This is a genomic window from Alkalimarinus alittae, from assembly GCF_026016465.1.
GTDB lineage: Bacteria > Pseudomonadota > Gammaproteobacteria > Pseudomonadales > Oleiphilaceae > Alkalimarinus > Alkalimarinus alittae.
Map to the genome: position 1 here is coordinate 4,198,148 of NZ_CP100390.1, position 25,335 is coordinate 4,223,482.

General features: G+C 44.9%; 24 protein-coding genes. 8 read left to right on the forward strand and 16 right to left on the reverse strand.

Annotated elements, in window-relative coordinates:
- Positions 1-6: 6 nt before the first annotated feature.
- From NKI27_RS19055 to coxB, 4 genes are read right to left on the reverse strand one after another with little or no spacing between them, the layout of a single operon-like run.
- Positions 7-894, reverse strand: a complete 888-nt coding sequence (locus tag NKI27_RS19055; protein WP_265047598.1) for a cytochrome c oxidase subunit 3 — start codon at positions 892-894, stop codon at positions 7-9.
- 45 nt (positions 895-939) lie between these two features.
- Positions 940-1,506, reverse strand: a complete 567-nt coding sequence (locus NKI27_RS19060; RefSeq protein ID WP_265047599.1) for a cytochrome c oxidase assembly protein — start codon at positions 1,504-1,506, stop codon at positions 940-942.
- Between the two features lie 6 nt (positions 1,507-1,512).
- On the reverse strand, positions 1,513-3,099 hold the full coding sequence (gene ctaD / locus NKI27_RS19065) for a cytochrome c oxidase subunit I (protein ID WP_265047600.1): 1,587 nt from the start codon (positions 3,097-3,099) through the stop codon (positions 1,513-1,515).
- Between the two features lie 4 nt (positions 3,100-3,103).
- Positions 3,104-4,264 (reverse strand): cytochrome c oxidase subunit II, encoded by a 1,161-nt coding sequence (coxB, locus tag NKI27_RS19070; protein WP_406803179.1) that lies wholly within the window; start codon positions 4,262-4,264, stop codon positions 3,104-3,106.
- A gap of 237 nt (positions 4,265-4,501) precedes the next feature.
- Here coxB and NKI27_RS19075 point away from each other — a divergent pair, with 237 nt between their 5' ends.
- Positions 4,502-5,893 carry an MATE family efflux transporter gene (locus tag NKI27_RS19075; protein ID WP_265047602.1) on the forward strand — a complete coding sequence of 464 codons (1,392 nt, stop codon included), beginning with the start codon at positions 4,502-4,504 and terminating at the stop codon, positions 5,891-5,893.
- A gap of 196 nt (positions 5,894-6,089) precedes the next feature.
- Entirely contained in the window at positions 6,090-6,743 is a 654-nt protein-coding gene (locus tag NKI27_RS19080; protein WP_265047603.1) for a hypothetical protein, read from the forward strand.
- A gap of 34 nt (positions 6,744-6,777) precedes the next feature.
- Here the strand turns inward: NKI27_RS19080 and NKI27_RS19085 are convergent, their stop codons facing one another.
- Positions 6,778-7,050, reverse strand: a complete 273-nt coding sequence (locus NKI27_RS19085; RefSeq protein ID WP_265047604.1) for a YheV family putative zinc ribbon protein — start codon at positions 7,048-7,050, stop codon at positions 6,778-6,780.
- A gap of 54 nt (positions 7,051-7,104) precedes the next feature.
- Positions 7,105-9,150, reverse strand: coding sequence for an oligopeptidase A (prlC, locus tag NKI27_RS19090; protein WP_265047605.1), 2,046 nt, complete (start codon positions 9,148-9,150; stop codon positions 7,105-7,107).
- A gap of 239 nt (positions 9,151-9,389) precedes the next feature.
- On the opposite strand from prlC, the gene NKI27_RS19095 reads away from it, so the two are divergent.
- Positions 9,390-9,932: a gamma carbonic anhydrase family protein gene (locus NKI27_RS19095; RefSeq protein WP_265047606.1), complete on the forward strand. Its 543-nt coding sequence runs from the start codon at positions 9,390-9,392 to the stop codon at positions 9,930-9,932.
- 172 nt (positions 9,933-10,104) lie between these two features.
- Here the strand turns inward: NKI27_RS19095 and NKI27_RS19100 are convergent, their stop codons facing one another.
- The 8 genes from NKI27_RS19100 to NKI27_RS19135 all read right to left on the reverse strand — a co-directional run bounded on the left by NKI27_RS19100 (position 10,105) and on the right by NKI27_RS19135 (position 17,148).
- A complete protein-coding gene (locus tag NKI27_RS19100; RefSeq protein WP_265047607.1) occupies positions 10,105-10,407 on the reverse strand; it encodes a PA4642 family protein in 303 nt (100 codons plus the stop codon).
- 94 nt (positions 10,408-10,501) lie between these two features.
- Positions 10,502-11,335: a flagellar motor protein MotB gene (locus NKI27_RS19105; RefSeq protein WP_265047608.1), complete on the reverse strand. Its 834-nt coding sequence runs from the start codon at positions 11,333-11,335 to the stop codon at positions 10,502-10,504.
- A gap of 18 nt (positions 11,336-11,353) precedes the next feature.
- A complete protein-coding gene (locus tag NKI27_RS19110; RefSeq protein ID WP_265047609.1) occupies positions 11,354-12,121 on the reverse strand; it encodes a motility protein A in 768 nt (255 codons plus the stop codon).
- 151 nt (positions 12,122-12,272) lie between these two features.
- Positions 12,273-13,106: a shikimate dehydrogenase gene (gene aroE, locus NKI27_RS19115; RefSeq protein WP_265047610.1), complete on the reverse strand. Its 834-nt coding sequence runs from the start codon at positions 13,104-13,106 to the stop codon at positions 12,273-12,275.
- A 4-nt stretch (positions 13,107-13,110) separates the two neighbouring features.
- Positions 13,111-14,028: an oxygen-dependent coproporphyrinogen oxidase gene (gene hemF / locus NKI27_RS19120; protein ID WP_265047611.1), complete on the reverse strand. Its 918-nt coding sequence runs from the start codon at positions 14,026-14,028 to the stop codon at positions 13,111-13,113.
- A gap of 65 nt (positions 14,029-14,093) precedes the next feature.
- Entirely contained in the window at positions 14,094-14,663 is a 570-nt protein-coding gene (locus tag NKI27_RS19125) for an L-threonylcarbamoyladenylate synthase (protein WP_265047612.1), read from the reverse strand.
- A 31-nt stretch (positions 14,664-14,694) separates the two neighbouring features.
- A complete protein-coding gene (dprA, locus tag NKI27_RS19130; protein WP_265047613.1) occupies positions 14,695-16,026 on the reverse strand; it encodes a DNA-processing protein DprA in 1,332 nt (443 codons plus the stop codon).
- A gap of 93 nt (positions 16,027-16,119) precedes the next feature.
- A complete protein-coding gene (locus NKI27_RS19135) occupies positions 16,120-17,148 on the reverse strand; it encodes a LysM peptidoglycan-binding domain-containing protein (protein WP_265047614.1) in 1,029 nt (342 codons plus the stop codon).
- Positions 17,149-17,543: 395 nt separating this feature from the next.
- Here NKI27_RS19135 and def point away from each other — a divergent pair, with 395 nt between their 5' ends.
- The 5 genes from def (at position 17,544) to NKI27_RS19160 (ending at position 23,424) form a co-directional block, all read left to right on the forward strand.
- Positions 17,544-18,050, forward strand: coding sequence for a peptide deformylase (gene def, locus NKI27_RS19140; RefSeq protein WP_265047615.1), 507 nt, complete (start codon positions 17,544-17,546; stop codon positions 18,048-18,050).
- Positions 18,051-18,166: 116 nt separating this feature from the next.
- The gene (fmt, locus tag NKI27_RS19145) at positions 18,167-19,159 is read left to right on the forward strand and encodes a methionyl-tRNA formyltransferase (protein ID WP_265047616.1); all 993 of its coding nucleotides are present in this window, start codon (positions 18,167-18,169) and stop codon (positions 19,157-19,159) included.
- Position 19,160: 1 nt separating this feature from the next.
- On the forward strand, positions 19,161-20,528 hold the full coding sequence (rsmB, locus tag NKI27_RS19150) for a 16S rRNA (cytosine(967)-C(5))-methyltransferase RsmB (protein WP_265047617.1): 1,368 nt from the start codon (positions 19,161-19,163) through the stop codon (positions 20,526-20,528).
- Positions 20,529-20,534: 6 nt separating this feature from the next.
- Positions 20,535-21,908: a Trk system potassium transporter TrkA gene (trkA, locus tag NKI27_RS19155; protein WP_265047618.1), complete on the forward strand. Its 1,374-nt coding sequence runs from the start codon at positions 20,535-20,537 to the stop codon at positions 21,906-21,908.
- Positions 21,909-21,975: 67 nt separating this feature from the next.
- Positions 21,976-23,424 (forward strand): TrkH family potassium uptake protein, encoded by a 1,449-nt coding sequence (locus NKI27_RS19160; protein WP_265047619.1) that lies wholly within the window; start codon positions 21,976-21,978, stop codon positions 23,422-23,424.
- A gap of 193 nt (positions 23,425-23,617) precedes the next feature.
- Here the strand turns inward: NKI27_RS19160 and NKI27_RS19165 are convergent, their stop codons facing one another.
- Positions 23,618-24,271: a hypothetical protein gene (locus NKI27_RS19165; RefSeq protein WP_265047620.1), complete on the reverse strand. Its 654-nt coding sequence runs from the start codon at positions 24,269-24,271 to the stop codon at positions 23,618-23,620.
- Between the two features lie 135 nt (positions 24,272-24,406).
- The gene (locus NKI27_RS19170; RefSeq protein WP_265047621.1) at positions 24,407-25,306 is read right to left on the reverse strand and encodes a lysophospholipid acyltransferase family protein; all 900 of its coding nucleotides are present in this window, start codon (positions 25,304-25,306) and stop codon (positions 24,407-24,409) included.
- Between the last annotated feature and the right edge of the window lie 29 nt (positions 25,307-25,335).

Here is a 25,335-nt window from a genome sequence, read left to right on the forward strand (position 1 = left end):
CGGTCGCTAGATAACATAAACAAAAATAAACAGCCCTAACCACACCACATCAACAAAGTGCCAATACCAGCTAGCCGCCTCAAAACCAAAGTGGTTTTCATTATCAAAGTGCCCTTTTAGAATGCGCACGAACATAATGAATAACATCAGCGTTCCCAATGTCACGTGCGCCCCATGAAACCCTGTTAACATAAAGAACGTCGAACCATAAATACCCGATCGTAGCGTCAGATCGAGTGTGGTATAGGCTTCGATATACTCTTCAATTTGAAAGAATAAAAAGATCGCACCCAACAATATGGTCGCAGCTAACCATAGTTTAAGCTGTGTTCGGTTGTTCTTTTTTAAGGCTTTATGAGCGATGGTAATGGTGACACTTGAGCTCACTAGCAACAGCGTGTTTATTAAAGGCAGATGCCAAGGATCAATCGTCGCTTTAGCACTGGGGAAAAGTTCAGGGTTCGGAGTTTGCAATAACGGCCACACCGCTTCGAAGCCTGGCCATAACATCGCTGATGATCCCCTTTCGCCTTCACCCCCTAACCACGGCACGGCAAATACCCGCGCATAGAACAATGCACCAAAAAACGCGGCAAAGAACATCACTTCAGAAAAAATAAACCAGCTCATCCCCCAACGGAACGAGCGATCCATTTGATGACTATACATACCACTGCGGCTTTCTTGCACCACATTGCCAAACCAACCAAACAGCATATAGGCCATCACAATAGACCCTGCTAGAAATATTAACCAAGAGCCGCCGGTATCTCGGCCTGCTGAACTGTCGTTCATTATTGACCCTGCACCAAATAAGGTGAGAGCCAAACCGATGGTCGCAATGATGGGCCACTTACTTTGTGCGGGCACATAGTATGACTGTGGTGTGGTCATGGAGCCTCCTATTATTATTTTGCTTTTATACTCGCTTATGTATCCCTAACCAGCCTTATCTGACTCTGTAACTATCTGGGCTTCAGGCTGATCAAACAAAGTATAAGAAAGTGTCAGTTTGGTCAGGTATTCAGGAAGATCTTTATCTACTACAAACCTCAAGGGCATACGGGCCTCTTCGCCCGCTTTTAGCGTTTGTTGTGTAAAACAAAAACACTCGACTTTATGAAAGAAGTCCGTCCCTTCATTGGGTGATAAACTCGGTACAGCCTGAGCTACCATATCGCGAGAAGTCGGGTTACGCGCAATAAAGTCCACCTGCATCATCTCGCCGGGGTGAACCTCCACCTGACTGATCTCTGGCTTAAAGTGCCAGGGCATCGCCTCATTGTTTTGAGTCACAAACTGCACCTTAACCAACCTGGTTAAGTCTGTGTCCAACTCACCGGACTGCAGTACATACTTAGGCCCCGTTTTGCCATTAATGCCGGTTAATTCACAAAACACGTTATACAAAGGCACGAGGGCAAAACCAAAACCAAACATCCCCACAACAACGACCAGCGCTATCAGCACTGTTCGTTTATTTTTAGACGCTGATTGACCGCTCATATTGGGTTATTTAACCTCAGGAGGCGTTGTAAATGTGTGATAAGGTGCAGGTGATGGAATCGTCCATTCAAGTCCTTCTACACCCTCCCAAACTTCGTCCGTTGCTTTCTTACCACTGCGTATGGTGTGAATGACAATAAATAGGAATAACAGTTGAGTGAAGCCAAACAAGAACGCACCCAGCGATGAGATCAAATTGAAGTCTGCAAATTGCAATGCGTAATCCGGAATTCGGCGAGGCATCCCCGCCAATCCTAAGAAGTGCATAGGGAAGAACGCTAAGTTCATCCCCACAAACGATAACCAAAAATGCGTTTTACCTAATGTTTCGCTATACATGTTGCCACACCACTTCGGCAACCAGTAATACACCGCAGCAAAAATACCGAAGATCGCGCCGGGTACTAATACATAATGAAAGTGCGCTACAACAAAATATGTATCATGGTATTGAAAGTCAGCCGGGGCTATCGCTAACATGAGCCCAGAAAATCCCCCAATTGAAAACAAAATTACAAATGCGATAGAGAAGAGCATCGGTGTTTCAAACGTAATCGACCCCTTAAACATCGTCGCCACCCAGTTAAACACTTTAACCCCCGTTGGCACGGCGATTAGCATCGTGGCATACATAAAGAACAACTCACCGAATAAAGGAATACCCACGGTGAACATATGGTGAGCCCACACTAAGAATGAAAGCAGGGCAATCGCACAGGTCGCCCAGACCATTGAGTGATAACCAAATAATCTTTTACGGCTAAAGGTCGGTATGATCTGAGAAACCACACCAAAGGCTGGCAGGATCATAATATAAACTTCTGGATGACCAAAAAACCAAAACACATGCTGAAACAAGACAGGATCGCCCCCCCCCGCGGCATTAAAAAAGCTAGTGCCAAAGTGAATGTCCATTAACATCATGGTGACCACGCCTGCTAATACCGGCATGACCGCAATCAATAAGAATGCCGTTATCAGCCAAGTCCAGACAAACATGGGCATTTTCATATAGGTCATGCCTGGTGCACGCATGTTCAAAATAGTCGCGATCACGTTGATCGCCCCCATGATCGACGAAACCCCCATCATATGCACACCGAAGATAAAGAACGTCACACTCGGCGGCGCAAAAGTCGTCGAGAGAGGTGCATAAAATGTCCAACCAAAATTAGGTGCGCCCCCGTCCATAAAAAAAGTAGAGAGCAACATAGTGAAGGCGAAAGGCAGTATCCAAAAACTCCAGTTGTTCATTCTAGGCAGCGCCATGTCAGGCGCGCCTATCATCATGGGGATTAACCAGTTAGCGAGCCCCACAAAGGCGGGCATTACCGCCCCAAACACCATAATTAGACCATGCATAGTGGTCAACTGGTTGAAAAAACCAGGGTCTACAATTTGCAGACCAGGTTGAAACAACTCAGCGCGAATAGTCAGCGCTAAACAACCGCCTACCATAAACATGGCAAAGCTAAACCAAAGATACATCGAGCCAATATCTTTATGGTTAGTGGTAAACAACCAACGGCCAATCCCAGTTGCAGGGCCGTGATGATTCTCTTCTTTCAACTCGGTTTCAACGACAGCACTCATAAGATTAGTTTCCCTTCGCTTTAGCAATGTCTTGTGGTGACACAGAGTCGCCCGTGTTATTGCCCCATGCATTTCGTTCGTAGGTAATGACAGCCGCAAGGTCGACATCACTCAATTGAGCAGCAAATGCTTGCATGGCCGTGCCGGGCTTGCCTTTCACAACAATATTGATGTGGTCTTCACTAGGACCAATCGCCACAGGGCTGCCTTTTAATGCAGGGAAGGCAGGTGGTATACCCATACCGTTCTGTTGGTGACAAGCCGCACAATTAGTGTTGTATACGGCTTCACCTTTGGCCATCAAATCGTCCATCGACCACACTTGAGATGCTTGCAACGCCTCGGCTTTTGCTTTTGCTTGTTTCTCTGCAAGCCAAGCTAAATACTCTGGTTCTTCGACGGCTTTTACCACAATCGGCATAAAGCCATGATTATTTCCACACAACTCAGCACATTGCCCGCGGTATATGCCGGGCTCATTAACCTTGGTCCAAGCTTCATTGATAAATCCGGGAATCGCATCTTTCTTAACCGCAAAAGCCGGCACCCACCATGAGTGAATCACGTCATTCGCCGTCACCAAGAATCTTATTTTCTTATTTATAGGGATAACTAAAGGCTCATCGACTTCTAATAGATAATTTTCGCCTTTAGTCGTCTCGTTACTAATTTGATCTTGAGGCGTACTTAAATTACTGAAGAAGCTAACATCGTCATTGATGTAGTCATATTGCCATTTCCACTGATAACCCGTGATTTTAATATCAATGTCTGACTCAGTAGTGTCATACATTTCTTTTAACGTCGACGTTGCAGGTACCGCCATAGCAACCAGGATAATGATAGGGATCAACGTCCAGATAATTTCAACGGTAGTGCTCTCATGAAACTGAGCCGGCTTAGCCCCTTGGCTTTTACGATATTTGAACATCGACCAAAACATCACGCCAAATACCGCAATGCCGATCACGACGCAGATCCAAAAGATGACCATGTGAAGGCTGAAGACTGACTGGCTGATGTCGGTGACACCCGGCGTCATATTAACTTCATATTCAGCCTGAGAAGTAGAAGCTAATGCGAGTAAAAAGGCAGAAGTAAACCACTGAACGCATAACCTTAAAAACTTTTTGGAATGAAACCCGGCCAATCTAAGCGGTAGCATAGAGAGAGTCTCCACAGTTTTTTCTTTTGTTATTTTTATTCTGTTAGGTAACCAACACACTAAACTTAATCAAACACAGGCTCGACGCCTCCACTTGATGGAAACCTAGAATCACTTATTTTATATAAGTAAATTCTATTAACAGATCCTTGTTTAGTTCAGTATAGTCTCAAACTTTTTCACAAGACAAACTATTGCTTAAAATTTAATCAACTTAAAAACCATTTCTATATACTCATGCGATCTATAAATGACTTAAATCAAGGCGAGTCTGTTGCAGATAGTGCCTTAAACAAGCGAATATGGGCTATCGCATGGCCTTTGATCATCGCTAACATAACTGTTCCCTTACTAGGCTTAGTGGATGCTGCGGTACTTGGTCATCTCGACTCGCCTGTCTATCTGGGCGCGGTGGCTATTGGCGCTAATATTTTTTCATTTATCTTTTGGGGGTTTGGTTTTTTAAGAATGGGCACTACGGGGCTCGTTGCTCAAGCCTATGGTGCTCAACAGACTGGAAACAAACGCCCTTTATTACAACTGGTTTTATCTCAGGCACTAACACTTGCTGTCACAATAGGCGTTCTGCTCATTATCACTCAAGCGTTAATCTTTCAATTTGCTTTATATTTGATTGATGGTAGCGAAGAGGTCACTGAATTGGCTAGACGTTACTGTGAAATTCGTATCTATAGTGCCCCCGCAACGCTCGTACACTATGTACTGATCGGTTGGCTCATTGGCACTCAAAATAGTCGCGGCCCGTTAATTATTCTAATTGTGGCTAACGGTATTAATATCGTGCTGGATTACTGGTTTGTCATGGGGCTTGGCTGGAAAAGTGAAGGGGTTGCATGGGCTACGCTCATTGCAGAATACAGCTCTGCGGCTATTGGTATTGTCATCATCACCCGAAGTCAGTGGCTAAAAAAATGGCAGATCACTCTGCGAGATCTATTCAACCTTCAGCGCTTTAGTCATTTGCTACAAGTCAACAGACATCTATTTGTTCGCACCATCACCTTATTATTTACCTTTGCCTTCTTTACTTCTCAAGGGGCGCAGCAGAGTGACCTTATTTTAGCGGTTAACGCGGTTTTGCTAACATTTCTTCTACTGATATCTAATGGGCTAGATGGCATTGCCAACGCAGCAGAAGCACTTGTAGGCGAGGCCGTTGGCCAAAAGAACTCTCGCTATTTTAAGCAAATTATTAGGGTATCTGCCATTTGGTCATTTCTGACGGCAGCGTTCTTCTCACTCATATTTTGGCTATTTGGTGCTAACATCATTCACCTTTTATCCAATATTCCTGAAGTTGTCGCCTCAGCTCAGCAATATTTAATTTGGATAGTGCTATTGCCGATTATTGCAATGCCGAGCTACTTATTTGATGGCGTTTTTATTGGTGCGACCCGGTCACGAGACATGCAAAACACCATGTTGATGGCGACTTTACTGGTTTTTTTACCGATATGGTGGCTAACCCAAGGTTGGGGGAATCACGGACTTTGGTTCGCGCTAACGCTATTCTTACTCTTTAGAGGTGGGGCATTGGCGGTTCTCTACCTACGCTCGATGAAAAAATCGACGGTTCAAGACGTTCATGAACAAGGTTTTTTTAAATAGCCTGAATGAGTCTCATCCACACCATTATGCAATCTTTCACCGAAAAATCGCGGATTCATAATAAAAAAGACTAGGCGTCACCTTTTCCTTCAAGATATCTCTTCTAAACTCTCTATATCAACATTTATAAATCAGACCACAGCCTTTATCAGTTTTTTTAAAGCTGTTGTCGGTAGGTATTGAAGTAGGGACCTACATGAATTCTGAAGCAGTATTTAGAGTGATTGAACAAGCAAAGCGATCCGAAGCCAAAACACATGCCTTCCACCATATGATGGAAGATAAAATTCATCAGCTACATTTAATTATTGGCTTACATGATGAAGATCCCGCCGATTGCTTAGTTAAGTTTGCGATCGAGTATATTGAAATGGCCCCCAAGGTGATGGATTGCGTAGAAGCCTGTGCGAAAGAAGCCCATGCAGATTGGTTGTTTGAACCATTTTTAACCGCGGCATTTAATTACTTCGTTAACCCAACCGTAGTGTTTAGCCACTATACGGGTTTAGATGGGTTATTAATGAAGGCCTATCTATGCCATAGACTGCTAGAAGAGATGTACGAGAATAATAAATCAATAAGAAACAGCCAGTTATGTGCCGTAGAAGTCACACAAGCTAACTTACTGGCACACCAGCTTATTGGCGAACCCTTTGCCAATGAGTTAGATGAATCAATGCTCATGACGGTTAAGCAAGTCGCAGGGTCACCCAAGTACTATGACCTCAATCTCAGCACCTTTGTAGAAAAAGCACAGCACCAAACGTGGAAGTGGATGCGAGACCATTGGCAGACATTGCTGTCTCGCAACCATATTGAGTTCCACTTTTCATACCGAAACGTACTGTGATGACCGCTGTTATTTGAGTCAGATAACGGGGTATCTACTTTTTATCGCTATCATCAGGGCGTGCGCTTGGATCGATAATCTTGAGAGCGACGACATCTTCATCGACCTCCATAGGGGTCAGAAGGTTAACACGAGTCTCTAATACATCTGACTCACGTGTTTCTTCTTCATCCATCTGCTTATCAGTGTAACCACAGCTGACGCATTCCCGATAACTACCGTCTTCACTACTATATGTAATCAAGCGATCCATCTCGGCGCATTTGGGGCATACAGCCCCTGCAATAAAACGGCGATGTTGTTTCATAGGCTTCAAACTCAATTGCGGCTTATTTACATAAGCCTAAATAACGTATTGTACCTAAATTATGCCTGTTTGGTGTAATAACGGCTCTACACTCGGCTCTCGTCCTCGAAACTCAACAAAAAGTTCCATTGGTTCTCTTGAACCACCTTGCTCAAGTATTGCCTGTAAAAACCCTTGGCCCGTTTTCTGATCAAAAACACCCTTCTCTTCAAATTTAGAAAACGCATCGGCTGCCAGTACTTCTGCCCACTTATAGCTGTAATAACCTGCGGCATAGCCACCTGCAAAGATATGTGAGAATGAGTTCTGAAACCGCGTAAACGCTGGAGGCTTCAATACAGCGACTTTATCTCTTACGTCTTGAAGCACATCTGCAACATCAACAGGGTTGCTATCACTGTATTCAGCATGCAAGCGGAAATCAAATAGTGAAAACTCAAGCTGGCGCATCATCTGCATGCCCGCCTGAAAGTTTTTGGCCGCTAACATTTTATCTAACAGCGTCTTTGGCAACGGCTCACCTGTTTCATGATGGCTAGAGATAAGCGCTAACGCTTCAGGCTGCCAGCACCAGTTTTCAAGGAACTGGCTAGGGAGTTCTACGGCATCCCAGGCAACACCGTTAATGCCAGAGACTTCGTAAACATCCATTTTAGTCAGCATATGATGCAGACCGTGGCCAAACTCATGAAATAGAGTTGTCACTTCATCATGAGTTAATAGCGCAGGCTTATCACCGACTGGCGGCGTAAAGTTACAGGTTAAAAACGCAACAGGTTTAATCGTTTTATTATTGGCGTCTTTTCGCCTAACACGGCAATCTGCCATCCATGCGCCACCACGTTTATTCGAACGAGCATAGAGATCGAGATAAAACGAAGCAATCTCAGCACCGTCACGCTTAATGACATAATAGGTCACGTCTGGGTGCCACAAAGAAGCCACATCACTTACTTCAATATCAATATTAAATAATCGCTTAACGCAACCAAACATCCCTTCAATCACTTTATGCGCAGGGAAGTAAGGACGTAGCTCTTCTTGTGATATCGCATAACGATTTTGTCTTAGTTTCTCGCCGAAGTACGCTAGATCCCACGACTGCAAGGCACCGCCTTTTAGTTGATCGGCACCATGCGCTTGTGCAAACGCTTGCAGTTCTGCGACTTCGTTCTCTGCAACAGGCTTTGATTTTTCAGCCAATTCGTTTAGAAAATCGAGTACTTCAGTCGTACTAGATGCCATCTTTTTAGCGAGCGAACGATCAGCATAACTATCAAACCCTAAAATGTTGGCTTGCTCATACCGTAATGACATAATTTCTTTAATTAACGGACCATTATCCCATTTGCCAGCGTTCGGCCCCTGATCGGATGCCCGCGTTAAAAACGCTTCATATACCTCTTGTCTCAATTCGCGATTGTCGCAATAGGTCATCACAGGAAAGTAACTCGGGAAATCCAACGTGATAACAAATCCGTCCAGTTCTTTTTGCTCTGCCGCCTGTCGAGCACCCGCAATTGCACTTTCTGGCAACCCTGAAAGGTCTTTTTCATCGGTAATATGTCGGAACCAGCCTTGAGTCGCATCCAGTACATTTTCAGCGAATTTGCTAGTTAACTCTGAAAGGCGATTGGATAACTCAGAGTAACGTGCTTTTTTATCATCATCTAAATCAACACCCGATAAATGGAATGCCCTTAATATATTCTCAACTGACTTTCGGCTTTGCTGATCCAACGTTTTAAATTCGTCGCTCTTCGCAATCGTTTTATAAGCCTCGCACAGTGCTTTGTTCTGGCCAACTTCCGTTGAATACGCCGTCAATTTTGCTAGACAGTTGTTATAAGCGTCGCGGAGCGCTTCATCATTAACCACAGCATTTAAATGGCTAACAGCTGACCATGCATCATTCAGTCTGTTTTCTAGTTCTTCCATAGGGCGAGCAAGTGTGTCCCAGCTGATATTGTCAAGTGCCGTTAACTGTTCAATCGTTTGACGGTTATCTTGTAGAATTTGATCTATCGCTGGTTCAACATGCTCGGTCTTGATTAAATCAAAAAATGGAAGGGCTGATGCTTGCAGTAAAGGGTTTGTCATTCTAATTATGTTCCTAACTATTGTGTGCTGCGCCTGCCTAAATGTTAAAACAGTCCGTTTTTATATCAGGCACAACCAGTCAATTTTAGTATCTCTGAGTCATACCCTAATAATGGGTTCTTGTCAGGATAAAACAACCGATAACTTCCCATAATCTCATTTATAAGTCGTAATTACGCTGATAAGCTAATGACTTGCTCGCAAACATTCAATTCATAAACTCTAGTGGAGCTTCAAAAATGGCCGCAATACGATCTTATCAGGGAATCACGCCACAGCTTGGAGCCAATGTCTTTATTGACCCTAGCGCCGTTGTGTTAGGTGACGTAGTTTTAGGTGATGACTGCTCAGTCTGGCCCATGACCACCATTCGCGCCGATATGCATCGCATCCGTATTGGTGATCGATGCAGCATTCAAGATGGCTCGGTGCTGCACATTACCCACGCAGGTCCTTATAACCCTGATGGCTTCCCTCTGGTTATTGGCAATGATGTCACCATCGGCCACAAAGCACTGCTGCATGGCTGCACGCTGCAAGACCGTATTTTGATCGGCATGGGCGCGATTGTGATGGATGGGGCGGTAATTGAGTCAGAGGTTATTCTGGCTGCGGGGAGTATTGTGCCGCCAGGAAAGGTACTTAAGAGTGGGTATTTATATCGGGGCTCTCCCGCCAGAGAGGCTCGGGCGTTGACTGACGAGGAGATTAGTTACTTTACCTATACAGCGGGGAATTATGTGAAGCTTAAGGATAAGCATATTGCAGAGGGTTATGAGTAAGTACTCACATCACTGTAATATGTAGGTCGGGTTTCTCTAATGAGCCTACTTTTGGCAACCCGACAAATGTTAGACGCGAGCTTCAGTGTTAGATTCCCGCACCTAACTCAGCTATTTAGCCATTGTCGGGTTAAAACCCGACCTACATGGAGCTAGAGGAGACTCCTGTACGTTAAGAAGACTTCTTTGCACCTGCTTTTTCAAGTATCTCTGCGTATGCAGTAGAACTGCCATGCATGGATATTAAATCCAATATGGTTTTTCCATTTTCGTCGGTGGCATTGATGTCACGCCCTTCTGCGACAAAAAACGTGATAAAGCGTTCAAAATCAAAAGCGACCATATAATGATAGGCTTTTATCATCACATGGTAATCTGGGTGTGTGTCATCCAATGGCTGCAACGCAAGAAATGCCTTAACACGCTCATCGCTCCAATCTTCATCTACTGTTTTTGGCTGACTTGGACCGCTCATATAAAATCCTTAATGTATCTATCGTTAAACCAAGGGTGGGATTATTCAAGTATTAGAGCAGTATATCAAGTTAAGGCGCATGTTTAATGCCTAATCAAAAGTTAAACGTGCCTTCACTGCATTCAGGGTTATGTATTTTTATTTCAACCCGCCTATTTTTGGAGCGATTTTCAGGCGTATCATTACTGACGAGTGGGTTCGTTTCTGCGTGGCCTGCAGCCATAACACGGTTTGCATCAATTTTTTGCTCCAACACTAACTGGTGCACCACACTAACGGCTCGGGCGGCTGAAAGATCCCAGTTAGAACGAAAACGGCCACTGGTAATTGGTTCATTATCGGTATATCCCGATACGATTATATCGCCTTCGCAACGGGCTAACGCGGTGACTATCTTATTAATAATCGGCACCATGCCGGCTTTTAGTTCATCACTACCCGAGGTAAAAGAGGCTTCTGATGAAAACCGGACAATAACTTTTTCACTATCAAAACTAACGTCAAGCCCGTTTGAAGCAATCTCTTTTTCTAACTGTTGAACCAGTTCTTCAGCCAACGTTTCAGGTCCTGTATTGATGACGACTGGGGCCGGTGTTTCTTTTATAGGCTCATCAGTTATGCTTGACGGATCAGGGGTTGGCGGTGTTACAGAATCAACAACCTCGTCTTTATCTGCAGTAGGCGGGGGCACCAAATCGCTTTCAATTAAGGTAAGCTGTCCACCGGTTTTATCTCCCTGTATCCAGCTAACACCAAACGATACAGCCATCGACTGCGCTATCGCTTTATACTTTTCGGTATCCATTGAAGAAAATGAAAGTAAAAGAATAAAAAAAGTCAGCAGCAACGTCATTAAATCTGCAAACGTCACGATCCATCCAGTACCAGAAGCAGACTTTTTACGTCGTTTATTGGCTAGCGCTTGCATATCGTCAACTCCTTAGCACTAGTCTTGCTTTGTGACTAGATCGCGCTGTGAAGGGTGCACATAAGCCGTTAGCACTTCCGAGAGGACTCTTGGGTTTTGACCTTTTAAGATGCTTTGGATACTGGTGATAATCAACGACATATTCCGATGTTCATCCATCGCTTTATTTTCTAATTTATCAGCCAATGGTATCGCCATCATTTGAGCAATAAAAGCACCGTAAAATGTAGTTAGCAACGCGACAGCCATTGCAGGGCCGATGGTACTAGGGTCTTCCATATTGTTCAGCATTTGAACCAGGCCAATCAGGGTACCCAACATACCCAGCCCTGGCGCAGTTTCGGCGATACCTCGAAAAACCTTTTCTGCTACATCATATCGCTCGATCGACTGTTCGACTTCCTGCGTCAAGACTTCTTCTACAAACTCTGCAGGGTGCCCATCAACACAGAGGTTTATACTTTTCTTTAGAAAAGCATTTTCTACCTCAAAACTCTCTAGCCCCAGAATGCCGTCCTTACGCACGACCGAGGCTAACTCACGCACTTGTTGTATTAACGCGAGAGGGTCTTCCGTTCTCTCAAGAAAAGTCGTTCTAAACGCTAAACCTATCGACTTGAGCACTGAAGATATTCTAAATTTAATAAACGTGGCCCCCATCGTACCGCCAATAACAATGCCTAAACCGGGTAAATTGATAAAATCCCAGAGCGACGAGCCGGCGGTAATGGCTAAAATAACAATGCTTGAGCCAGTTAGAAGCCCAATAAGGGTGGCTATATCCATAATATCTACAGGTCGTTTTGAAGTGTTGGCTTAAATTTACTAAGATATCTCTTCAGCATAGGCTAAAAAGCCAAGAGAGGCCGTTACTTTTTATGTATCGGCCTAAACAACATTTTCTTAATGGTTATTATTGAGATAACGCTCTCAATAATTATTCAAACGCTCTCAACATAGCTAAAACAGGCCCCGTATCGACTCTGACTTGCCGCCAAATATAGAATGACTCTGCTGCTTGCTCCACTAACATGCCTAAGCCGTCAAACGTGCAGGCTGCATTGCACGATTCAGCCCAGCGATTAAACACTGTTTTGTCGGCTGAATACATCATGTCATAGGCGATGGTGGTGTCGTTTATGATCCCTTCAGGCAAAGGAGGAAGGTCTCCCTGTAAGCTTGCAGAAGTGCCATTGATAATAACGTCAAAAGACCCACTCAGTTCGTCAAAACCACAAGCAATTAGCTCTCCTCGCCCCGAAAATAGCGCCGCCAACTGCTCTGCTTTGGCGACCGTGCGGTTTGCAATGGTGACAGAAGCGGGTTTTTCTTCCAGTATCGGCAGCAGCACACCTCTGACGGCCCCACCTGCGCCCAATACCAATATACGTTTATCTGCGAGGGAGACGTTATGGTTCACGGTTAAGTCTCTAACTAAGCCGATACCGTCGGTATTTTCGCCGCAAATATCACCGTTTTCATTTTGATAAAGAGTATTAACCGCACCCGCTAACCTTGCTCTATCACTTAACTGGCTACTTAATGACCACGCCTGCTCTTTAAAAGGTACCGTAATGTTTAACCCTTTACCGCCATTATCAAAAAACGCATTAACAGACTCAGAGAATTCATCTACAGGGGCTTGAATCGCCATGTATTCAAGGTTTTCTGCACTCTGGACAGCAAACTCGCCATGAATCTTTGGGGACTTACTATGGCTAATAGGGTTACCCACTACCGCATACAAATCTACGTCAGCATTTACGTTCATTGCTCTATGCCTCTGCTAGCCAGTCGCGGTCGGTTAGGTAGTAATCTAGCAAGCGCGCTTCATCAGAACCCTCTTCTGCCTGCCAGTTATACTCCCATTTAACCAAGGGGGGTAAAGACATCAAAATTGACTCAACACGCCCTCCCGACTGCAAGCCAAACAAGGTGCCACGGTCAAATACCAAATTAAACTCAACATAGCGGCCACGTCTATAAAGTTGAAACTCTCGCTCGCGGGCGCCATAAGGAGTGTCTTTTCGATTAGATACAATCGGTAAATAAGCCTGTAGATAACTATCACCAATGGCTCGCACAAACTCAAAACACTTTTCGAAACCACCTGCATTTAAGTCATCAAAAAATAAACCACCTATCCCGCGTGGCTCATCTCTGTGCTTTAGATAAAAATAGCGGTCGCACCAGCTTTTGTAATCTGAGTAAACGTTATCACCAAAAGGGAGACAAGTATCACGCGCCACCTTATGCCAGTGAATACAGTCTTCATCAAATCCATAATAAGGCGTCAGGTCGTACCCGCCACCAAACCACCAAATAGGCTCTTCACCTTCTTTTTCAGCAATAAACATTCTTACATTGGCATGAGAAGTGGGCACATAAGGATTTTCTGGGTGCATAACAAGCGAAACACCGAGCGCTTGAAAGCTACGCCCAGCCAGTTCAGGGCGAGAAGCTGAAGCAGACGCAGGCAACTCAGCCCCCATTACGTGAGAAAAGTTAACCCCTCCTTTTTCAAAACAGACGCCGTTTGTCATTACGCGTGACCGACCACCACCACCTTCTTCTCGTTGCCATTCCTCTTCAAAGAACTGGCCTTTACCATCTTCTTGCTCTATCCCTTCACAAATTCTGTCTTGCAGATCAAGAAAGTAAGCTTTAACTGCGTTTATGTCCGGTGCCGTCACTATAATTCTCCATATCAACCAACGCTAACACGGTGGTTATTCTGCTAAATTTAAAAAATCTGAACTTAGTTTCTTATTATCTTACCTGTATCCAGCGATCTAATCCGAGAGGGTTGTGTCTCACCGCCTAATTCACCCGGTACAACATAGTCTATTTGGTCGCCAAAATACTGGTGAATCATACGCGCACTCATAGCAGGCTCTTCTCCTGCTGGGTTTGCCGATGTAGAGACGATAGGGTGACCGAATACAGCAGAAATCTCTTTGATAAGTAAATGCTTACTTACTCTAACAGCTACTGTTTCATGATCACCTTTGATCCAGTATGGAACAACACGCTGATTATCAGGCACCAACCAGGTGTTTGGCCCCGGCCAACTATCAGTTAATATTTTATGTTTTTCAGGTGGTAGTCCATCTAACAAAAAGCTGAGTTGCGCCATTTGACCACAGGCCAAAATAAGCCCTTTATTCATGGCTCGAGATTTAAGATTCAGCAAACGTTCTACTGCGTCTCTGTTCCAGGGATCACAACCAAGTCCCCAAACAGCCTCAGTCGGGTAAGCGATAATCCCGCCTGAGGTTAAGGTCTCAACTGCTTTTTTGATGTGAGAAGAATGTATAATATCGGTCATAGCGGCACATTAACCCAGTGCGCCAACGGGATCAAGCAGTGATGCTTTCTCTTACTTTTTGGAAGCCTCCAGGAACAGCCTGAACAACCCCTTTAAGCTCCAGTGACATCATTAAGATCGAAATATCTTCTGCTGATAATGCTGAACGCTCTACGGCTAAATCTACCGAAACCACATCATAACCAAGCAAGTCTAGCAGTGTTTTTTCCGCGTCATTGAGAGCTATAGGAAAATGCTCTGGGGGTTCAACCGAAATCGTTGTAGCTGTAGTCGTTGTGCTTGAAGCCGTTAATGTTGAAGCACTTACAGTTGACGCCGGATCGGTCGTGCTTTCTGACTCAAAAAGATCAGCGGTTACCTGAGGTGGCTTATTAATAGCTGCTGGAGCACGAGCTGCATCATTACGAATAAGCTGATGAAAGGCTAACAAACTACTAAGCTCTTCGAATATATCGTCTGCACTTTCAACCAGTTTAGCCCCCTGTCGAAGCAATTGGTGGCAACCTCTGGCCATGGGGTTATGGATAGAGCCTGGGATTGCATAAACTTCCCGCCCTTGATCAAGCGCACAATGGGCTGTGATCAGCGATCCACTTCTAGGGCTCGCTTCTACCACCAGCACCCCTAACGAAAGGGCACTGATGATGCGGTTCCGGCGAGGAAAGTTAGAAGGATGCGGCTGCGTACCTAACGGTAGTTCGGAGACAATAGCTCCTCGCTCCAGTATTTCAGCGGACAACCCTCTATGACGAGCCGGATAAGTAATATCCAGACCAGTCCCCACCACAGCAATAGTATGGCCACCCCCATCAATAGCCCCTTTGTGGGCTGCGCCATCAACCCCTAAAGCCATTCCACTTGTAACCACCAAGCCAACATTTACAATAGATTTAGCAAACCGATATGCGTTTTCCTTACCATCAATAGATGGGCTTCTACTGCCAACCATCGCTAACTGTGGCTCACTCAGAAGCCCTCTTGCTCCTTTGATATAGAGCACAGGAGGGGGGCTATCAATGTGTTTAAGTAAGGGTGGGTAATCTTTATCTTGAATCAATAATAAGCTGTTATTAGGCTCTGAAGCCCAGTCTAAGTCTCGTTTGATTAGGCGACCCAGTTCTGAGTCTAAACCATTCACTGCATATTGATCCAAAAGCCTTACTGAAGCAGGCTTCACGCCGGCAGCAACCATTAGTTTTCTATCGCCCATTACGACAGCGTCAGCTGAACCAAACCATTCAATCAGCTTATGGTAACGCGTTGCACCTACTCCCGGCAGGTGAACTAGTGCGAGAGATGCTAGCGCTTCGTTTGAAAAAGTGGGGGAATTAACGTCGAGAACGGGGGTTTGAGCGTCTGTCATGCGATCTTCCTTGACCGATAAAATGAATAATATACAAATAATAAAGAGAGCAATAATCCATATTGCCCCCCTTGTTGCTTTTAGTACCTAACCCTATGGGTTACGAACTTCATCCATAAGCGATAATGGACGTAATGCTTTAAGCACTAAGCCATAGCTCATTTTTTCAAACGTACGGAATACCATGAGTACCCCCGCACGATCTGCAGGCAGTTCAATTTTTTCTTTAGTGTAAGGGTCTTGTACAATGCCGCCTTTTTTGTAAACAGCCAATACATTACCTTCTTTAATGCCGTCACGCTCACCCTTGTTGATCACAACAACCGCATACTGGCCAATCTGGCTAACACCATTCACTACATCTATCATGTAGCCATTAACGTCAACATCTGGCTCACTAGGGTGAAACATCGAATTGATGGTTCGGTCATCAGTAGGCAGCAGTCTGTCACCTTGCAGTATCTCTGAGTTCGAACGCTGAACGTTAAGCGTTACCACTTCACCGTTAATCGCTTTAACTTTCGCTTTCGCTATCGACTTTGCTTCCAGCCCTAAAAACTCATTAGTCTCTGGGTCTACATAGGTTTTGTTACTGCGAAAAATACCCATCGACTTATAGTCGCCTACATCGCCTCGTGCAAATAGGTCATCGCCGGCACCCGTTAAGATGTGCTCACCTTTGCCGATTAAAACATATGGCGCTGCATTCAGTTCAGCCCGATCTACAATACGCGACTCATTTAAGAACTGGCTAATAGCATCAAGTGGAATAGCAGGAATAGCCGTTGTTAGGGGCGTCGCTCTCGCTTGAGGGCTCAATTTGATGACGCCACCGTTTGGGTTGCGCTTAATGGTGGTCACTTTTGGCAAGCCTTTGACGTAGACAAGCCCCAGTATATCCCCCGGATAAATTAAGTGCGGGTTCTCAACTTGAGGGTTTGCATGCCAAATCTCAGGCCATAACCAAGGGCTATCAAGAAACCGTGAGGAAATATCCCACAAGGTATCACCCTTAACGACAGTGTATTTATCCGGATGTCCGGTTTTAAGCTCTGGCTGCGCCATGGCTACCTGCATGCCCAACAACAGCATTGCCGATAGGCCTAACAACAGTTTTCTCATGATCGAGATCCCTTACTAAGCAAAAATATAATTGATAATCTGAGTATTAGCTAACAGTGCTAATTGCTGCTAGCCTCTCAGTCTGCGTAAAAGCACCAATGGCTCATCACACAGGCATTGGTTAATATTATTTTTCGAATAATAGTCATGTATCTTAATTATTAAAACTATAATTAAATAAGATAATCCCCATAACTATATAAGATCCTGACGAAAACTATAGAAAATTATAACAATAACTATAGAAAACACTCACAATAACTATAGAAGATCATAGGATTATTTGTACTATTCGCCTGTCTAATGGATAATAGTAGCAGGCATATCGTGACTTGTAACACTCTTTGGTTAAAAAGAATCGTTACAAATTGTTTAAGAGTACGACATAACTATTTATGGCTAAACTAGAAATTCTTGAGTTCCCAGACCCAAGGTTGCGCAAAGTCGCAGCACCCGTTACCTGTGTTGACGATGAAATTCGCACCATTATCGATAACATGTTCGAAACGATGTATGACGCTCCGGGCATAGGGCTAGCAGCCACGCAGGTCAATATTCACAAGCGAATTGTGGTGATAGACGTCTCTGAAGAGAAAGACCAACCTATGGTCTTCATCAATCCAGAAGTGACCGTTTTAGAAGGCGAACCTCACTCAATGCAAGAGGGCTGTTTGTCTGTTCCCGGTTTTTACGAGGATGTAACCCGAGTGGATCACGCGTTAGTCAAAGCACTTGACCGTGACGGTAATCCATTTGAGTTAGAGGTTAATGAACTGTTGGCCGTTTGTATTCAACATGAGCTGGACCACTTAGACGGTAAACTATTTGTAGATTACCTCAGCCCATTAAAGCGTAATCGAATTCGTAAAAAACTGGAAAAACAGCACCGCATTGGTGCCTAACCAGAAACAAGCAAAAAGAGGTTAAATCCCACAAGGATCTAACCTCTTTTTTATTTTCTAGAACGTTTTATTATTTGACTGCGGTTAGCCGCAACTCAAAAGGAGCAAACCCGCCAGTGGCTGATGTTTCCCCTATCCGTGCAGACATTTCATCTCTTCGTATCATCTTCGCAGGTACTCCCGATTTTGCTGCTTCCGCACTCGAAGCGCTGATAGGTAAAGGCTATAACATTGTTGCCGCCTACACCCAGCCAGATCGACCCGCTGGGCGTGGCAAAAAAATGCATAAAAGTCCTGTTAAAGAATTAGCAGAGCAACATAACATCCCCGTTTATCAGCCTCTTAATTTTAAAGAGACCGCCGACCAGCAAGCATTGTCATCACTAAATGCAGACCTGATGATTGTTGCCGCCTACGGCATTATTTTACCCAAAATTGTGCTTGAGACCCCTACACGCGGCTGTCTCAACATTCATGCCTCATTATTACCCCGCTGGAGAGGCGCTGCGCCGATTCAACGTGCCATTCAAGCCGGCGATACCGAAACAGGCATTACCATCATGCAGATGGATGAAGGCCTCGATACCGGCAACATGCTATGGGTAAAGAAAACCCCGATTACGCAAGATGATAACGGCGGTAGCTTGCATGACCGTTTGGCACAACTAGGTGCTGAAGCCATGCTCGAAGCACTTGAAAGACTTGATAGCGACGAACTCAAGAACGAGCAACAAGATGATCAGCAAGCCTGTTATGCTCATAAGCTTTCTAAGGCCGATGCTCAAATTGACTGGTCTCAGACGGCAGAGTCTATACAGTTAACGATTCGAGCCTTTAATCCTTGGCCAGTAGCCTATACTGTTGAGGCAGGTGAACGTATCCGCTTATTTGAAGCCGATACTGTTGAAAATAACACCGACAAATCACCCGGTACAGTGATCAATAAATCCCGCGATGGAGTTGTTGTTGCCTGCGGACAGGGTGCTATAAACATTAAAAAACTACAATTGCCTGGTGCCAAAGCGATGTCTGTAAGTGACTTCGTCAACGGTGGTAAAGCCATGCTTGAAACCGATACCTTATTCACAAGCGCTGGGGCTAACTCTTAACATGGCAAAGAAAACAGCTAAGAAACGATACTTGAAGCGAAAAGTTCCCATGGTTGAGACATTTAACCTGCGTGCTATTGCCGCTCAGGTGGTGCACCAAGTCAGCCATGAGAAAAAGTCATTGAGTAGTTTGTTACCCCCCGCGTTAGAAAAAGTAGCCGATACCGATAAAGCACTGCTACAAGAGCTTTGTTTTGGCACTTGTCGTTGGTATCACAAACTTGATGCCATCAAAAATAGCTTGATGGTTCAACCTTTAGGCCATCTCGATATCGTCGTTAACTCGGTTATTTTAGTGGGTATTTATCAGCTATTAGAAATGCGAATCCCCCCTCATGCCGCTATTTTTGAAACCGTTGAAGCGGCTGAAGCACTCGGTTTTTACCGATTAAAAGGCATGGTAAACGGAATTCTACGAAATGTTGAACGAGAAGAACACTGGCCAGAAGCATTAATCGAGACTGATACGGATGAGTCTTTACTATATGAATACAGCCACCCACGCTGGCTGATTGATAAACTCTCAAATAACTGGCCTGAACGCTGGCAAGACATTTTAGCCGCTAACAATCTACGCCCCCCCATGACCCTTCGGGTTAATACGCTTAAGATTTCTCGCGACGAATACCTTGAAAAGCTTTCACAAGCCGAAATAGAAGCCCACGCAACAAACTTTGCACCGGCAGGTATCACGCTTGAGCACCCTGTTGATGTCAACATGTTGCCGCATTTCAGCGAAGGTTTTGTGAGTGTTCAAGATGAAGCAGCCCAACTTTGCTGTGAGTTGCTAGATGCCCCTAAAGAAGCACGAATACTTGACACTTGCGCAGCCCCCGGTGGAAAAACCTGCGCAATACTTGAGCGGTTTCCTGACGCTGACGTGAGCGCGATTGATATTGACCCTGCCAGAGTAGAGCGTATTAACGAAAATCTTGAGCGAGCGGGGTTAACCGCTACTGTTATAACAGGTGATGCAGCAGACCCCGAAAGCTGGTGGGATAAACAACTGTTTGATCGCATACTGTTAGATGCGCCCTGTAGTGCCACGGGCGTTATAAGGCGGCACCCAGATATTAAACTGCTTCGCCAAGAGAACGATATTGTGCCGTTAGCCAATTTACAATTATCAATATTACAATCATCGTGGCAGATGCTAAAACCTGGCGGAAAGCTAGTCTATGCGACCTGTTCTGTTTTTTCACAAGAAAACAGCCGTATAATTGAGCGGTTTATTAGTAAGCAAGCTGACGCAACACTCATACCTATAGAGGTTGAGTGGGGAACGCCCACACCCTTTGGACAACAGTTATTTCCTCAAGCTGACGGCCATGATGGCTTTTTTTATGCTTGTTTGAAAAAGTCGGGTTAACCAGATATGAAGATTATTATTCTAGGTGCAGGCCAAGTAGGCGGTACTCTAGCAGAGAACCTAGCGAGTGAAGCCAACGATATCACCGTTGTAGACCATGACGCAGAAAGACTTAGACAGCTTCAAGACCGGTTAGATATCAGAACGATTCAAGGCAAAGGCTCTTACCCCAATATTCTGAAGCAAGCGGGTGCAGAAGATGCTGATATGTTGGTTGCCGTTACCAATAGTGACGAAGTCAACATGGTGGCATGCCAAGTGGCACATACACTGTTTAAAACGCCCACCAAAATCAGTCGCGTACGCGCAATACCTTACTTGCTTAAAAAAGACCTTTTTGGCTCAGATGCGTTCCCTATCGATGTCTTGATCAGCCCAGAACAAGTCGTCACCAACCATATCACTCGACTCATTGAATACCCGGGCGCCCTTCAGGTCACCGACTTCTCGAAAGGGATGGTTCGACTGGTGGCGATCAGAGCGAGTAAAGGGGGTCCTTTAGTGGGGCATGAACTCGCTTACCTGCGCCAACACATGCCAAATATAGACACCCGTGTAGCGGCAATTTTCAGAAAAGATAGCGCTATTACCCCTGACGGGAATACCGTGATTGAAGATGGCGACGAAGTCTTTTTTATCGCGGCAACTAATCATATCCGTGCAGTAATGAGTGAGCTGCAGCCATTAGAAAAACCTTATAAACGTATCATTATTGCGGGTGGCGGCAACATAGGTCACCGGCTGGCTGAAAAGCTTGAGAGCAAACACCAAGTCAAGATTATCGAGCACAACAGCAAACGTTGCGTTGAACTATCTGAATCACTCAACAAAACCATTGTGCTACAAGGCAATGCAACCAATAAAGAGATGCTGCTTGAAGAAAACATCGAAGATACCGATGTTTTTTGTGCCGTCACCAACGACGATGACGCTAACATCATGGCCTCTATGCTGGCAAAGCGATTAGGCGCTCGAAAAGTCATGACCCTAATCAGTAATGTTGATTATGTTGATTTAATTCAAGGCCGAGAAATCGATATTGCCATATCACCCCAACAGACCACCATTGGCAGCCTTTTAACGCACGTTAGACGTGGCGATGTAGTGAATGTGCACTCTCTCAGGCGTGGTGCTGCAGAAGCCATAGAAGCAATTGCACACGGTGATCATCGATCCTCTAAGGTTGTTGGTAAACGCCTAGACGAAATACCGCTACCTGAAGGCACCACTATCGGGGCGATTGTTCGGCATAACGAGGTACTCATTGCACACGATCATATTCGAGTGCAGCCAGACGATCACGTTATCCTGTTTTTGGTCGATAAGAGTAAAGTCAGAGAAGTTGAGAAGCTATTCCAAGTGGGTCTCGCTTTCTTTTAAAACAATAAAGACATCACTACATTTCTTAAATCAGTATTACAAGAGAGCAGGGAAACCACAGGCAACTATGCATCTTTCAATTATTTGTCGTATTTTAGGTATATTGTTGATGCTTTTCAGTATCACCATGCTGCCGCCTATTATTGTCTCTCTACTTTATGATGATGGACAACTGATGCCCTTTGCAAAGGCGTTTGGCCTTATTTTGTGCATTGGATTTCTGGTCTGGTTTCCGGTTAGAAATATAAAAGATGACCTTCGTGTGCGAGATGGCTTTGTTATCACCGTACTATTTTGGCTAGTCTTAAGCCTCAGTGGGTCAATCCCACTCTATGTCAGCGACAACCCATCCATGTCCTTTGTGGATGCATACTTTGAATCACTTTCTGGTTTAAGCACTACCGGTGCCACGGTTATCACCGGCATCGATGACTTACCTCAATCAATTCTTTGGTACCGACAACAGCTACAATGGTTAGGGGGTATGGGTATCATCGTACTCGCCGTTGCCATATTGCCGATGCTAGGCATTGGTGGCATGCAGCTCTACCGGGCAGAAACACCAGGGCCTGTAAAAGACAACAAGCTCACGCCCCGCATAACAGAAACCGCTAAAGCGCTCTGGTACATTTATCTCGGGCTCACGGTTACCTGCGCAACAGGGTATTGGCTAGCAGGGATGAGCGGCTTTGATGCCATCACACATAGTTTCTCAACCATTGCCATCGGTGGGTTTTCGACCCACGATGACAGCATCGGTTATTTTGACAGCACGGCGATTGAGCTCATCGCCGTGTTATTTATGTTTTTATCAGGCATCAACTTTGCCCTTCACTTTTTCTCATGGCGAAGTAAATCCATCTTCATTTACTTAAGAGACCCTGAGTTTAAATTCTATGCCTTTATCATCGGCGGCGTCAGCATTGTGAGTATTTCTGTATTAATCGCCACAGAAACCTACGAAGTCAGCGAAGCTATAACCAGTGGCTTATTCGAAGTAGTTTCAATCGCCACCACGACCGGCTTTGCTACCGCAGATTTTGCGAATTGGCCTCTGGTTCTGCCTTTCCTACTCTTTGTAGTGGCCTTTATTGGTGGCTGTGCGGGCTCTACAGGCGGTGGTATGAAGGTTATTCGCGTACTGCTAATTTATAAACAGGGAATGCGGGAGGTCAAACGGTTGATTCACCCTAATGCCGTTATTCCTATCAAAATCGGACGAAAGCCCGTACCCGATCGAGTTATAGAAGCCGTATGGGGATTTTTCTCGGTATATATGTTTATGTTTGTGTTTATGCTTATCATTCTTTTAGCCACAGGCTTAGATCAAGTCACAGCATGGTCAGCGGTAGGTGCCTGCATTAACAACCTGGGGCCCGGTTTAGGCGATGTAGCCTATCATTATGGCGATCTGAATAGTACAGCAAAGTGGGTTTTATGCTTTGCCATGTTACTAGGGCGTCTTGAGGTCTTTACCTTGCTGATATTATTTACACCGGCCTTTTGGCGGCATTGAGACGCCTCGTTTAATGCCCTAAAGGTCATATGTGCGTTGGGTTTGTCGCCTTAATGAAAGAAAGAATAACTATCGCCAAGGTTTAGGCTAACATGGGCTGTATATAATTTGCTTTCAGGGGGTACATTGACTCTTCCCTGATTCCGCGGAGCTTCATCAACGCTACAATTTCTACGGTTAGTTTAGTACCACGTTATTTCTTGCCACCCGTAAACTTCTTAATATCGCCTAACAGTCTTTCTGCAAAGCTGCCGATTTCATCTTTGGCTTTCTGCACAGCAGATGACTCTTTTTCACTCTCGGTTTGCTCGCGCCCTACTTTTTTGCTGGCTGCTTTTTTACCGCTAGCGTCATCGGTTTGTTCAGTTTTAGACGGCGCATCTGTCTGTAATTGATAAACAGGCAGTGACGCTTTCATGGCTTTTTTAGCGTCGGAGTCATTCGCCAAGCCATACCACTCTGCAACCTTCTCGACAGCCATATTAAATGCTTTTTCGACACCATGAACATCAATAGACAGCGTAGTTCGTCTGATTTCGTCTTCCCAAGGGATATTAATACGTAGTTCGAAGACTTCGGTGGGGTTACGGCCTTTTCGTCTCACCGTAATTCTACGAACACCCCGAATGCGTCCATCGGGCCTCATATGAAATTCTTTGGTATAAGCCTGAGCGGTATAATAAGCTTTTTGTCGTTCGGCTAACTTCTCATCAATCGCTTTTGCTTTACTGTAGGCCGCCTTGCGGCTTCGCTTGATACGAACATACTCTTGATACTCAGTCCCTCCCCAAGCTCTGAAAACTCGATAATAGGGGAGGTCACCGTACTTATGATCATAAATCGCCATAACGAATCACATCACACGCTTAATTAGTCTTAAGGGATAGAAAAGTGCAGAGTGTTAAATAGTCTAGCTCAGATTTTGAAACTGTCTGCCTATTTCTAGCCGAGTGTTACTAACAGTCTAGTTTATTTTTCAAAACTACCAAACTCGGCCTTTATCATAATAATGCTTTTCACCCTTACGACGACGTTTAAAGCGCTTATATTCCCACTGATATTGCTCTGGGATATCCCTCACACAAGACTCAACGCTACGATTAAGCGCCGTTATAGACGTTATTAAATCATCAGACGCGATATCACGGTCTGCTTCTTTAATGACGATTTTGAAACCGTCACCGTTCGGTAGTCGCTCTGCATAAGTACAAAGTACTGTCGCCCCGGTTTTTCCTACTAATTTAGAAACCAGCTTCATGGTGTTTGCCTCAACACCAAAAAATGGCGCAAATTCACCGCCACTAAAAGGCGGCTCTTGATCAGGCAATATACCCACTACGCCGCCTGAGCGTAAAATTTTGAATAGCCGTAACACGCCACGCTTGTCTGTTGGCACCAACTCTGAACCCACGCGCCCTCTGACCGTCGACATGTACGTTTCAAGCTCTTTAACTTTAGGGGGGCGGTACAGTGCAGCCATGTTAAACATCGAAGAAAAGTACAGCCCGGTTAACTCCCAATTACCTAAGTGCGGAGCTAGCAATAAAATGCCCTCTTCTCTCGCAATAGCCTCATCAATCAGATGTTGACCCTCAACCACGCGAATCATTTCAAAGCACTTTTCGATCGGCCACTCCCACGCCATACCAACTTCAAGCGCCGTTTTACAAGTCTCTTCAAGGCTTTTTCTGACTAACGCCTCTCTTTCTTGTTCTGATAATTCCGGGTAACAAAGCTTGAGGTTAATATCACTCACTCGCACCTGATCTGTTTTAAAAACCCAAAGTAAGCGGCCCAAAAGAATCCCTAACCGCTGAACAGTTCTTAATCTCATTCGAGCCATCAGTTTAATGGCGAAAATAACCCAACGCGCTTTATTCAAAGCCAGCCTCTATGCTATCAATTCATCGA